A 12,772-nucleotide genomic window follows, 5' to 3' on the forward strand; every position below is an offset into this window, starting at 1 on the left:
AGACCCGCTTATCCGATTGGTTGCGGGGGAAAAAGGACGGATTTGCCGCAGGGCCTGTTGGCGGGGCGGGATGTGAGGGGCCAGATGAAGCGGTCAGACCGGCAACAGGGCCAGAGCGATACGGCGCCCCTCGGACAAGAGCACGTTGTAGGTGCGGCAGGCGGCGGGCGAGTTCATGATCTCGACCCCGATGCCGGCGTCTTCGAGGGTCGACCGCAGATCAGATGGTATGTGAGACAGATCAGCGCCGGTGCCGATGAACAGAACGTCAACCTGATTGGCCAGCCCTAGAAGGCTCTCGCTGTCCGCAAAACCGCCCCACGGTCCGGTCCCTCCGGCGCCTGTCAGAACACTGCCTTCGTAAACCTCGCCGCCTATGCGGAAGAATCCCGGCCCATAGCCATCGATCGGAACTGCGTTGGTATATGTGATCTCGTTCAGGCGCATGTGATCTTCTATCCCCAAAGCGGCAAGCCCGACAAGGCCGCAGCAGCGATGACTGCATACGCGATCACGCGGTAGACCCGCTCCCTGGCAGGCTGAAACATCCAGCCGCCCAGCCAATTTCCTGCCAGATTCGGAACGGCAAGCGCCAGCCCCAACCCAACCGTGGACCAGGTCAGTTGCCCGAACACAGCGAGATACCCGAAGATCAGAAAATCAAAGGCCAGAAGGAACAGCAGGATGGTGGCCCGAACAACTGCCACAGGCAACGGGCGAGACATGTAGAACAGGATTACCGCTGGACCCGGAATGCCTGCAACGCCCCCCAAAAAGCCGGCCGCAGCGCCGATGGCAGTTACCATGTTGCGCCGGACTGCGCCGTTGTACCGCAGCCCCGAAATCAGCACGACCAGCATGAACAGGGTCACGAGGCTGACAGCGTAGCGAAAAACCTCAGGCTGGACTCGGGTCAATATCGACAGTCCGACCGGCAGCAGAAGTGCACAGCCGACGACAAGTCGCACGAGATCGCGTTTGTCGACATCAACCCAGGCGCGGCGCAGATTGGGAAGTGGCCCGAAGACGTCCATGCAGGTCAACGCGATCAAAGCCCCGAACGGACCAAGATACGGTGTCGCCAGCGGCAGAAAGATCAGCGCGGTGCCAAACCCGGAAAACCCTCGAACGATTCCACCCGCGAGGGCTGCAAAAATGATGACGGCCAATCCCGTTGGGGATTGGCCGAACACATCAGGCATCGATATTGGCAAACTGGTTGCCGGCCGTGTTTGATGGCTTGGACCAATCGCGTTTGACCCCCAGCCACAGCAGGATGGTCGAGGCCACGAAAACCGACGAATAGGTCCCTACGATCACGCCCCAGATCATCGCGAAGACGAACCCGCGGATCACGTCACCGCCGAGCACATACAGCGAGACAAGCGCCAGCAACGTGGTGACCGAGGTCATGACGGTTCGGCTGAGCGTTTCATTGATCGAGAGGTTCAGCACCTCTTTCAGGTCCTTCTTCTTGTATTTACGCAGGTTCTCACGCACCCGGTCGAATACGACCACGGTATCGTTCAGCGAGTAACCGACGATTGTCAGAAGCGCGGCGATAATCGCGAGGTCGAAGCGGATCTGCAGCTCGGAAAAAATACCGATCGTCAGCAACACGTCATGCACCAGCGCGGCGACCGCCCCCAGCGCGAACTGCCATTCGAACCGCAGCCAGATGTAGACCAGCACCGCTCCGATCGCCAGAACCACAGCAATCACGGCTGTTTGGATCAGCTCGCCCGATACTTTCGGGCCCACGGATTCCACCGAAACGAACTGGATATCTGGGACTACCGCCTGCAAGGCGCCTTCGACTGCCGCGATGGTTTCGGCCGTGACAGATTCGGCACCGTCCTGCGCTTGAATGCGGATCATGGCCACGTTCTCATCAGGCCCGAATGTCGGGTCGAAGATTTCGGTGATGGTGACATCCCCGAGGCCCAGCGGCGCAATGGCGTCGCGGTAAACACCGACATCCAATTCCTGCGTGCTCTGGGTCCGGATCGTGGTACCGCCCCGGAAGTCGATCCCGAAGTTCAAACCCTGGAGCATGAACGAAGCGAATGCGATGACCATCATCAGGCCCGAAATGCCCAGCCAGACCTTCCAGCGGCTGAAGAAATCGAACGAGGTGTTTTCGGGTACGAGTTTCAGTCTCATGTCAAACCTCGATCGTTTTCGGGCGGCGCCGTTCGAACCACATGATGATCATCAGTCGCGTCACGAAGATCGCGGTGAAGACCGACGTCAAAATGCCCAGGCCAAGCGTGATGGCAAAGCCGCGAACCGGGCCGCTGCCGATGGCAAACAGAATAACGGCGGTGATGAAAGTCGTGATGTTGGCATCCAGAATGGCCGACAGGGCCTTTTCATAGCCCAGATCGATTGCCCGAGCGGGGCCTTTGGCCGATTTCAGCTCTTCTCGGATACGTTCGAAGATCAGCACATTGGCATCCACCGCCATACCGACCGTCAACACGATCCCGGCAATGCCCGGCAACGTCAATGTCGCGCCAATCAGTGACAACAGTCCAAAGATCAGCCCGACGTTAATCAGCAAAGCGATGTTGGCGAAGATGCCAAAAAGACCATAGCTGAGCGCCATGAAGATCAAGACTGCCGCAAAAGCGACCGTGGTGGCGACCTTACCCGCGTCGATGCTGTCTTGGCCCAGTTCGGGGCCGATCGTACGTTCTTCGAGGAACTCAAGACCCGCCGGCAGCGCGCCTGCACGCAGCAGAACTGCAAGGTTCGTGCTTTCTTCGACGGTGAAGTTGCCGGTGATGATGCCGGAACCGCCGGGGATATGGCTTTGGATCACCGGAGCCGAGATCACCTCGTCATCCAGCACGATCGCAAACGGAGCACCGATATTGTCACGGGTGTAATCGCCGAATTTGCGGGCGCCGGATGTGTTGAACCGGAAGCTGACCGCCGGGCGTCCGTTCTGATCGAATGAAGGCTGGGCGTCGACCAATTCCTCGCCCGTCACGACGGGTGCGGATTCGATGGTGTAGTACACGCCGTTTTCGTCGATCGACGGCACGACCTCTTCACCGACGCCGGGCACGACGTCCGGATCGGTGCCGCGAGCCACGACCGGATTGAAGGTCAGTTGTGCCGTGGTACCGATGATGTCCTTCAACTCGCTGGCACTGCCGATCCCGGGCACCTGAATCAGGATCCTGTCGGTGCCCTGACGCTGGATGGTCGGCTCACGAGTGCCAACCTCGTCGATCCGGCGGCGCACGATTTCAAGTGCCTGACGCACCGTTCGATCATCCGAGGCCAGTTTCTCCGCCTCGGACAGTTTTACGATCAGGGTGTCGCCGTCGGCGCTGACTTCGATATCCGTGGCGCCGACCCCGGTCAGCGTCTGCACCTGACGGGCCAGCCCGCGCACCGCTTCCAGAGCGCTTGGCATTCCGTCCGGCTGGCTGATACGAACGCGAATCTCATCCGGGGCCGAGGGTTGACGGCGGATCGTTCCGACCGTCGCCCGTTCGTCCCGCAGGGCATCACGAACTTCGGGCCACATGGCCTCCATCCGCGTCTCGTAGACATCGCCAACCTGAACTTCGGCCAACAGATGCGCCCCACCGCGAAGATCAAGCCCCAGGTTGACCAATGACGACGGCAGCCAATCGGGCCATTGCCCCGCTTGCGCCTGCATCTCGGGCGTGTCGATGCCCAGTTCGATGGCGGCCTTGGCGTCGTTCGATTGTTCGACCCGCGTGTAAAACGCGTTCGGCAGGGCCATCAGCAGGCCAACCACGCAGACCAGCCAGATCAGGACCCGTTTCCAGGTATCAATTTGCAGCATTACCCTGCCTTTTCAGGAAGTTGCGACGCGAAGTTACTTCGCCGGTTCGGTCTTGTTCAGCACCTGAGCGATGGTCGACTTGACCACACGAACCCGGACGCCGTCCGCGATCTCGACCTCAATCTCGTTTTCGCCTTCCTTGACCTTCGACACTTTGCCGATGAGGCCACCCTGAGTGACGACCTGATCGCCGCGGCGCACTGCCTCGACCATGGCCTGATGTTCCTTCATCTTCTTCTGCTGCGGACGGATCAGCAGGAAGTACATGATCGCGAAGATCAGGATGAGCGGGAGAAACTGGGCGATTGCGCCACCTTCCATGGGACATTCCTTTTTTCTTGAGGTCGCAGAGTGAGCACCGCGAATTTGCCGGGAAACTATGCCTTGAAATCAACCTTTGCAAGCGATGGCCGACTTGGCATGCCGTGCAACAGTGTCACGATCCCCGAAGATGATGAATTACACCGCAGATATCCACTAGGATGGTGCGGGGCTTTGGGTATAGTCAAAGTCAGGGAGGACCCATGCGGAGTTTCGTCAAGTCCCCATTTCCATTGGGTGTTTTGCTGTCCATGCTGTTTGCGGCTTGGGCCTTTTCGGTGCCTGCCATGGCTCAGGATGCCCCGCAGGACGTACCCGAAGCCGACAGCGCCGCCGCCGAGACTTTCATGGCTCCGGTCATCGTTGACGGCGACACCTTGTTCCACATTCGAGGCTCCAGCGCCCTGCCCGCGCCGGAAAGGGCCGAGAACATTCAGGACGCGATCATCAAGGTCGCCGAATCCTCGGATGCCACGGATGTCGACATCACCTATCAGGACACCGAGATAGGCACCCGCATTCTGGCGGACGGTCAGATGGTCACCATCGTCACCGAGGCCGATGCCGAGCTGGAGCAAATGGAACTGAGCGTCCTGACGGTCTTGCATGGCGACGCCATCCGGGACGCGATCATGGCTTACCGGGCAAACCGCACGGACGAGGCACGTGTGTCCGGTGCGATCGAAGCGGCGGCGTGGACGTTGGGGTTCATCGTCTTCGTCCTGGTGATCCTGTGGCTGCACAGGCGCATTCGGCGACGCACGCTGATCTTTGTCCGGCGATACCTTAGGGACGTGGAGGAAGCCACCGCGAAAAGTGTACAGGCCGAGGCGATTGCCGCACTGATCCGATACGGGCTGAATTTTGGCCTGCTGATCATCTTCTTTCTGGGTTTCTATTACTATCTGTCGTTCGTCCTGCTGGCATTTGCCGAGTCGCGGTACTTTGCGCAGCTGCTACTGACCTACCTGACCGAACCGGTTCTGCTGATCTTCCGGGGTATCCTCAGCTACATCCCGAACATGATCATGCTGGCGTTGATCGCCTGGGTGACGATGTACATCATCAAAGGCATGCGGGTGTTCTTCGACGCGGTCGAGGCCGGCACTTTCGACATGGGCGATTTCGAGAAACACTGGGTCAATCCCACGTTCAATATCGCGCGTGTCGTGGTGATCCTGATCGCCCTTGTCTTTGCGGTTCCCTACATTCCGGGCTCGGATTCGGCGGCCTTTCAGGGTCTGACCATCCTGGTTGGCGCAATGCTCTCTCTTGGCGCGAACTCGGTTGTCAGCAACATGCTGGCTGGACTGTTCGTAATCTATCGCCGGTCGACCTCGATCGGTGACCGCATCCAAATCGGTGAACACATCGGTGATGTGGTGCAGATCAAACTTATGGAAACCCACCTGAAGTCCATCAAGAACGAGCTGATCTCGATCCCCAACGCCCAATTGATGAACTCGGATGTGGTCAATTTTTCCAAGCAGACCGACGGCAAGGGCCTGCTTTTGCACACGACCGTTGGGATCGGCTATGAAGAGCCCCCCGAAAAGGTCGAAGCGATGCTGATCGAGGCAGCCCGTCGCACCGATGGGCTTCGCGCCCGCCCCGAGCCCTTTGTCCTGTGGACCGCGCTGGCCGATTACGCGATCAATTACCAGATCAACGCCTACACGACCCGTGGCAACTCGATCCCGCGGATCAAGTCCGACCTGCACCGCAACATCGTTGACGTGTTCAACGAGAACGGTGTTCAGATCATGACGCCGTCCTACGTTGCCGACCCTCCCGAGCCGAAGATCCCGACCCATCCATGGGACGGTCGACTGGCACATGACACGGTTGAAGACACGGACAACTAGGCCGTTTTTCCAACCCGGTGCTACACCCTGCCCGTCAGATGGTGCATAAGCGGCCCTAGTGATTCATTTGCCAAGGATCTGACCTATGCACGACATCCGCGCAATTCGCGAAAACCCAGCAGCTTTCGACGCCGCGCTCGCGCGCCGGGGGGAAGCTCCGGTATCGTCAGACCTGCTGCGCCTGGATGAAAGCCGTCGGGCCAAGATCCTGGCAGCCGAAACGGCGCAGGCCGAACAGAACAAGGCCAGCAAGGAAGTCGGCGCAGCCAAGGCGCGCGGCGACGAAGCCGAGTTCCAGCGTCTTCGGGCACTTGTGGCCGAGAAAAAGGCCGAAATCGCCCGTATGCAGACCGAGGCCAAGGATATCGACGCCCTTCTGACTGACCAGTTGGTTCGCATCCCGAACTTGCCGGCCGAGGACGTACCCGACGGCAAAGACGAGAATGACAATGTCGAAGTCAAACGCTGGGGCACGCCGCGGGACTATGACTTTGAACCGAAGGAACACTTCGAGATCGCCTCGGTACAGAACGGCATGGATTTCGAGACTGCCGCCAAGCTGGCAGGATCTCGTTTCGTGCTGCTGTCGGGCGGTGTGGCGCGCATTCATCGGGCGCTCGCGCAGTTCATGCTGGATACGCACACCAACGAGAACGGTCTGACCGAAGTGAATGGTCCGGTTCTGGTGCTCTCCGAGATGATGCAGGGCACCGGCCAGCTGCCGAAGTTCGGCGAGGACAGCTACCAAACCCGCGAGGGGTGGTGGCTGATCCCGACCTCCGAGGTGTCGCTGACCAACATCGTCAACAGTTGCGTCATCGAGGAAAGCTATCTGCCGCGCCGCTACACGGCACATTCGCTGTGCTTCCGCTCCGAGGCGGGCTCGGCCGGCAAGGACACGCGCGGCATGCTGCGCCAGCACCAGTTCGAAAAGGTCGAGATGGTCTCGGTCACGCATCCCGACAAATCGGACGACGAACAGCAGCGCATGCTGCGCTGTGCCGAAGGCATCCTGGAAAAGCTGGGCATTCCCTACCGTACCGTCGTCTTGTGCACCGGCGACATGGGGTTTGGCGCGCGCCGGACTTTCGACATCGAGGCTTGGCTGCCCGGCCAGAACACCTATCGCGAGATCAGCTCGGTTTCGACCTGCGGAGATTTCCAGGCCCGTCGCATGAATGCGCGCTTCCGGCCTGAGGGCGGTGGCAAACCTGAATTCGTGCACACGCTGAACGGATCGGGCCTGGCTGTGGGTCGCTGTTTGATTGCGGTTCTGGAAAACGGCCAGAACGCCGATGGCACCGTGACCTTGCCCGAGGTTCTTTCGCCGTATCTTGGCGGCAAGCTGACCCTGCAGGCTGACGGCACGCTGGCGTAACTTTCAGCGGTCACCCCAGCCGCGACCGCATTGCTTCAGATCAAGGCAAGGAAGTGACTAATTCTTTGCCTTTTTCTTGGCCTTCTTGTCCTTTTTGTCTTTCTTGGACTTACCGTCGGCCTTCTCTTTTGCCTTCTTGGACTTCTTGTCTTTTTTCGACTTGGCCTTGGATTTTATCTTTTCCTTCGCCTTCGAGATCGCCGCTTCCATCTCTTTCTTTTTCTTTGCTGCCTTTTCGGCCTTGGCTTTGGCCTTGGCCTTCTTCCGGGCCTTGGCCTCTGCTTCGGCTTTCTCGGCTGCCACCTTGGCTTCTGCCTCGGCCTTGCGCGCAGCAGCTGAGGTCCGAGATTGCGCCGTCTTGCGCGTTGGGGCCTTCGGTGGGCGGGTCTTGGCCACGAGTGCAGCGCCGGAGGTGGCCTGTTTGGCGGCGGCGATCAATCCGGGCCCCCGGCGCGCTCCGATACCGGGAACGGCGACCAGCGCAGCCGGCTTGGCCTTGGCCAGGTCCTCGGCCGTCTTGAAGCCATTGTCGTTGAGAGCGCGGCCAAGTGCTTCTCCGATGCCGCGAACCTTGGTCACCGCTGTCATTCCAAAACTCCTAAACGATCCAACTTAAAAACTACGTCCGACAGGCCGCAAGACAAGGCTTTGGTCCGCACAACCTTTGGAAAACCGTCCTTAACTGCCCCGGGCCAGCTCACCGGTTTCACCCTGCCGCGGAAAGGGAACCAGCCGCTTGGCATCTTCATCCCACAGCTTCAGGTTCAGCGCGGCCACCGCCTCGGGAAACTTGATCCGGCGGGGTGTGTATTCGGGTGGCAGGTTGTAGTGACAGGCGCGCAGCCGGTAGGACGGGATGCGCGCATTGAAATGGTGGATGTCATGCAGCGTGATGCAGGCGACCGCATTGTCAAACCACCATCCGAAATCCAGCGCTGACGAACCCTGAAGCGCCGCCAGTTGCGGGTCCAGATCCGGGCGGCGATCCCAGTAGGTGTCCTCGAAATTGTGCTGAAGATACACCAGAAACACACCCAGCATTCCGCCGAGAAACGAGAAGGCCAGCCAGACGAGTATGCCTGTCATGCCAGCAATCCAATACAACAGCCCGAGGAAAACCACGATGGACAAGTTGTGCAGCACGACCCCACGGACGCCGAACCGCACCGTGTTTTTGGGCCAGCGATAGCGGATGAAGTACGTGAACAGGGCCCCGACCGGCACCAGGATGAAGGGATTGCGGTAAAGCCTGTAGAACAGACGGGTTTTCCAATCCGCTTCATTCCATTCCCGCAAGGTCATCGTGTTGATTTCCCCGGTCTCCCGATGCTCGAGATTGCCAATGCCCGCGTGATGCAGGTTGTGGTTCTGTTTCATCACTTCGAACGGAGCGAAGGTGAACGGCGACAGCACGTGGCCAGCCCATTCATTCTGCCGTCGGGTTTCGAACAGAGAATGATGACCGCAATCATGCTGCAGAACATAGAGACGCACTGCCGAAAAGGCGAACACGATCCCGGCCGGGATCATGATGAACCACTGATCCACATAGACGATCGCCAGCGTCAGCGATGCGAAATACATCACGAACGTCCCGAAATAGCTGAGCGCGGCCAGCCGATTGTCCTGCACCGCGTACTGTCTCGTATATTCTCTCAGGTCCATCCAGCCAGCTCCCCACGATGGTCCGGTTCAATAGTCCTTGCGAAATTTTGCACGTCACAGGTACGCGCAAATCGCGCGCGAAATGAATGCACGCATGCGAATGCTAGCGCGATGCTTGGGGGCTGTCACGCCCCAAGCCCGAAAATGCTGAAAATTGGCGCAGTTACGCCTTGCCCTTGAGATGTTTGGCCAGCGCACCCGCGTTTTTCTTTCGGCGCCCCTTGTAGGGGTTCTTGTCCCCCTGGCCGCGCAGCGTCAGCCGGATCGGTGTTCCGGGCATGTTGAAATCCTCGCGCAGACCGTTGACTAGATACCGCGAGTAGCTTTCCGGCATCTTGTCCGGGTGCGAGCACATGACGACAAAGCCCGGCGGGCGCGTCTTTGCCTGGGTCATATAGCGCAGCTTGATCCTGCGCCCCTGGGGGGCTGGCGGTGGGTGCTGCTCCAACATGGCGGTCAGCCAGCGGTTCAAGGCCGCGGTGGGAACCCGACGGTTCCACACATCGTGGGCGCGCAGGATCGCATCACGCAGCCGCTCCAACCCCCTGCCCGTCTTGGCCGACACGGTCACAAGAGGCGCGCCGCGCAGTTGGGGAAGCAGGCGTTCGAACGAGGTTTTGAGCTCGCGCAACTTCTCCTGCTTGTTATCCTCGACATCCCACTTGTTCACCGCGATCACCACAGCACGTCCTTCACGCTCGGCCAGATCGGCAATGCGCAGGTCCTGCTGCTCGAACGGGATCGCCGCATCCAGCAGGACAACCACGACTTCGGCGAACTTGACGGCGCGCAGGCCGTCCGACACCGAGAGTTTCTCGAGCTTTTCCTGTACCTTGGCCTTCTTGCGCATACCGGCGGTGTCAAAGATGCGCATGGGGGTGCCACCCCAGTCCAACTTCAGACTGATGGCGTCACGGGTAATGCCGGCCTCGGGACCGGTCAGAAGTCGATCTTCACCCAGGATCTTGTTGATCAGTGTGGACTTGCCCGCATTCGGACGCCCAACAACGGCCACCTGCAACGGCTTGTCCGGCGTAATTGCAGGGGTTTCGCCCTCGGTTTCCCCATCCTCGTCCAGATCGATATCCGTTTGCGGAACGTCCTCTGGCTGCTTTTCTTCCATGGCGTCAGCCAAAGGCATCAACGCCGCGTAAAGGTCGGTCATGCCTTCGCCATGCTCGCCCGACAGACGGATCGGCTCGCCCAGACCCAGGTTGTAGGCCTCGAGAACACCGGCATCCGCCGCCGCCCCCTCGGCCTTGTTGGCCGCCAGGATCACATGCTTGGAGCGCTTGCGCAGAATCTCGGCAAACATCTCGTCGGTCGGGGTCAGGCCCACACGGGCGTCGATCATGAACAGGCAGACATCGGCCATGTCTACGGCACGCTCGGTCAGGCGCCGCATCCGGCCCTGCAGGCTGTCGTCGGTGGCATCCTCCAGCCCGGCCGTGTCGATCACGGTAAAGCGCAGGTCACCCAGCCGCCCTTCGCCCTCACGCAGATCGCGGGTAACGCCGGGCTGGTCGTCCACCAGCGCAAGGCGCTTGCCCACAAGGCGATTGAACAGGGTGGATTTGCCCACATTGGGGCGCCCCACGATGGCGAGGGTCAAAGACATGATACTCAACTTTCAAGACTCAGACGCGCCCTTTAACGCATCTTGTCGTCAACGGAAAGCGTGCAGTTGCCCTTTGGTCGAAACCACGTAGAGGGTCTGGTTCGCAACCACCGGTGCCGTTGTCGCCCCGCCCGGAACCTCGACCTGATGCACCAGCGTGCCGTCGACAGGGTTATAGAACCGCAGATAACCGTCGTTCGAGCCGATGACGATGCGTCCACCCGCCATGATGGGGCCGTAATGCGCAAAGATCGGTCCGCGACGGTTGGGCTTGTCCTTGACGAAGCCCGGCAGGTCGATGGCCCAGACCACAGACCCGTTTGACACGTCCAACCGCACCAACTGGCTGCGGTCGCTGATCAGGAATACGCTGTTGCCGACCGGCCAGACGGTATCGACCGCGCCTTCGAAAGCGGTCCAGATCCGTTCGCCCGAGCTGGCGTCGAAGGCGACCGTGCGTCCCGAGTGGTTGCCGATGTAGATCGAATTTCCGGATACGATCGGGCCGCCCGTCACATCCACGATCTGCGCTGCGGCCCGCCCCCTGCGGCCGCCGGCGACCGACGCGTTCCAGCGACGGATACCGCCTTTGCGGAAAGCGGCCGCCACATCACCGGACCCAAACGCAAAGACTGCAAACTCGTTCGCCAATACCGGCGCCGGAGCTCCCAGGACATTGCCGACGCTGGGCGTGCCCTCGATCTGCCAGGCAATGCGCCCGTCCTTTGCATCAACCGCCCAGCCAGTCTGATCCCCCGCCACAAGGTAAAGCAGGCCGCCAGATACCAGCGGCGCTCCGCTACCGGTCGCGTTCAGCTTCTTTTGCCAGCGAATTCCGCCGGTGCGCGCATCCAGAGCGGTCAGACGCCCGAAACCGGACGAAACGTACAGCGTGTTGTCTGCATAGGCGATGCCGCCCCCGGTTGCCTGCTCTTCGCCATCCGTGGCGGGGACGAGGTTTGTGCTCCAGACCAGTTGCCCCTGGGGAGAGACAGCGGAAACGGTTGCCGCCGCGTCCAGGGTGTAGATCAGGCCACCTGCGACGACCGGATCAGCGGTGATCCTTTGTTTGCGCCCGTCGCCGGCCCCGATCGAGGTTGACCAGATGCGCTGCGGCGCGGGGCTGAGCGCCGCGTTGGTGGTACGGAAAGCCGCGGTTCCCGGGCTCTGCGCCCATTCGGCGTTGCGCTTTGCGGCCGGCAGGCTGATCGGTTTGGCACCGGTCGTCTGAACGGTTTCCAGATCCTGGGCCGGGCGGATGTCTTCACGCTCGCCCGGCAGGATCACTTCGGGTTCCTCGCAGGCGCTCAGCGCCGTCAGCGCCAGGGCTGCGACCGGCAAACCAAATCGGGAAAATAGTCTTTTTGCCATGAAACTCCGAACTCGCCTGTCTTGGTTCACTGAAATGGGCCGCGTATCAACCCTGCTGTGCGGTGATCGGTTCGGGCGTTCCGCCCAGCGCGACGATCAATTGGGTTGCACGCTGCTGGATGTCGGCACTGACCTCTGCATCCTGACGGATGGCCTGCAGACGTTCCAGCGCGGCCTGAGTGTCACCATCGGTGAGGTCGATCAGGGCCAGTTGTTCTTCTGCCAGCAGACGCAGCGGCGCGCCCGGAGCGGCCAGCGCCTCGAACTGTTGCCGGCGTTCGGCGGCGGGCATGGTTTCGGACTGCAACAACAGGGCCTTGAAGGCAGCGATCGAGCGGTAGATTTCCGGCAGATCACCCTGAACCGCAATCGCGTTCAGCTGTTCAACGGCCTGTTCGACCGATCCCGACTCGGACAATGCGCCCGAGAGGAGAAAGCCCAAAACAGCCTGTTCGCCGGCCGAATTGGCCGTGACCTGCGCCAACGCATCCGCACGTTCGGCAGCGTCGTTAAGCTGCATCGCGGCCAGAATATCGTCGCCCAGCTTCTGGGCCTGAGTGGCATCGCGCGCCTTGCGGTATTCATTGAAAGCGGCGCCTCCCACGATCAGAACAACGGCCAGAACACCGACCCAGCCCCATCGACGCAGCTGCAGGTAGAGCCGGTCGCGGCGCACCTCTTCGGTGACCTCATCAATGAAACTGTCGACGTCGCTCATTCCTGCCCCC

12 protein-coding genes are annotated in these 12,772 nt (G+C 60.5%); 2 read left to right on the forward strand and 10 right to left on the reverse strand.

What is annotated here, in order from left to right:
- Window positions 1-93 precede the first annotated feature (93 nt).
- The 5 genes from GOW72_RS07530 to yajC are packed head-to-tail and all read right to left on the reverse strand — an operon-like array spanning window position 94 to window position 4,147.
- Window positions 94-447 carry an Mth938-like domain-containing protein gene (locus GOW72_RS07530; protein ID WP_170366352.1) on the reverse strand — a complete coding sequence of 118 codons (354 nt, stop codon included), beginning with the start codon at window positions 445-447 and terminating at the stop codon, window positions 94-96.
- 8 nt (window positions 448-455) lie between these two features.
- Window positions 456-1,202, reverse strand: a complete 747-nt coding sequence (locus tag GOW72_RS07535) for a sulfite exporter TauE/SafE family protein (protein WP_170366354.1) — start codon at window positions 1,200-1,202, stop codon at window positions 456-458.
- Window positions 1,195-2,163: a protein translocase subunit SecF gene (gene secF / locus GOW72_RS07540; RefSeq protein ID WP_170366356.1), complete on the reverse strand. Its 969-nt coding sequence runs from the start codon at window positions 2,161-2,163 to the stop codon at window positions 1,195-1,197. The genes GOW72_RS07535 and secF overlap by 8 nt, the downstream gene beginning before the upstream one ends.
- Before the next feature lies 1 nt (window position 2,164).
- Complete coding sequence (gene secD / locus GOW72_RS07545) at window positions 2,165-3,826, reverse strand: protein translocase subunit SecD (protein WP_170338516.1); 1,662 nt, start codon at window positions 3,824-3,826, stop codon at window positions 2,165-2,167.
- Window positions 3,827-3,859: 33 nt separating this feature from the next.
- Complete coding sequence (gene yajC, locus GOW72_RS07550) at window positions 3,860-4,147, reverse strand: preprotein translocase subunit YajC (protein WP_093962445.1); 288 nt, start codon at window positions 4,145-4,147, stop codon at window positions 3,860-3,862.
- Window positions 4,148-4,350: 203 nt separating this feature from the next.
- Here yajC and GOW72_RS07555 point away from each other — a divergent pair, with 203 nt between their 5' ends.
- Window positions 4,351-6,012 carry a mechanosensitive ion channel family protein gene (locus GOW72_RS07555; RefSeq protein ID WP_170366357.1) on the forward strand — a complete coding sequence of 554 codons (1,662 nt, stop codon included), beginning with the start codon at window positions 4,351-4,353 and terminating at the stop codon, window positions 6,010-6,012.
- 85 nt (window positions 6,013-6,097) lie between these two features.
- Complete coding sequence (gene serS / locus GOW72_RS07560) at window positions 6,098-7,390, forward strand: serine--tRNA ligase (protein ID WP_170338006.1); 1,293 nt, start codon at window positions 6,098-6,100, stop codon at window positions 7,388-7,390.
- Window positions 7,391-7,447: 57 nt separating this feature from the next.
- On the opposite strand, the gene GOW72_RS07565 is transcribed toward serS, so the two are convergent.
- From GOW72_RS07565 to GOW72_RS07585, 5 genes are all read right to left on the reverse strand, one after another.
- Window positions 7,448-7,978, reverse strand: coding sequence for a helix-hairpin-helix domain-containing protein (locus tag GOW72_RS07565; RefSeq protein ID WP_170366359.1), 531 nt, complete (start codon window positions 7,976-7,978; stop codon window positions 7,448-7,450).
- 90 nt (window positions 7,979-8,068) lie between these two features.
- The gene (locus tag GOW72_RS07570) at window positions 8,069-9,055 is read right to left on the reverse strand and encodes a fatty acid desaturase (protein ID WP_170366361.1); all 987 of its coding nucleotides are present in this window, start codon (window positions 9,053-9,055) and stop codon (window positions 8,069-8,071) included.
- A 163-nt stretch (window positions 9,056-9,218) separates the two neighbouring features.
- A complete protein-coding gene (gene der, locus GOW72_RS07575; protein ID WP_170366363.1) occupies window positions 9,219-10,673 on the reverse strand; it encodes a ribosome biogenesis GTPase Der in 1,455 nt (484 codons plus the stop codon).
- Between the two features lie 48 nt (window positions 10,674-10,721).
- The gene (locus tag GOW72_RS07580; RefSeq protein WP_170366365.1) at window positions 10,722-12,044 is read right to left on the reverse strand and encodes a PQQ-like beta-propeller repeat protein; all 1,323 of its coding nucleotides are present in this window, start codon (window positions 12,042-12,044) and stop codon (window positions 10,722-10,724) included.
- 46 nt (window positions 12,045-12,090) lie between these two features.
- Window positions 12,091-12,762, reverse strand: coding sequence for a hypothetical protein (locus GOW72_RS07585; RefSeq protein ID WP_170366367.1), 672 nt, complete (start codon window positions 12,760-12,762; stop codon window positions 12,091-12,093).
- Window positions 12,763-12,772: the final 10 nt, after the last annotated feature.

The sequence above is a fragment of the Ruegeria arenilitoris genome (assembly GCF_013032855.1).
Classification (GTDB): domain Bacteria; phylum Pseudomonadota; class Alphaproteobacteria; order Rhodobacterales; family Rhodobacteraceae; genus Ruegeria; species Ruegeria arenilitoris.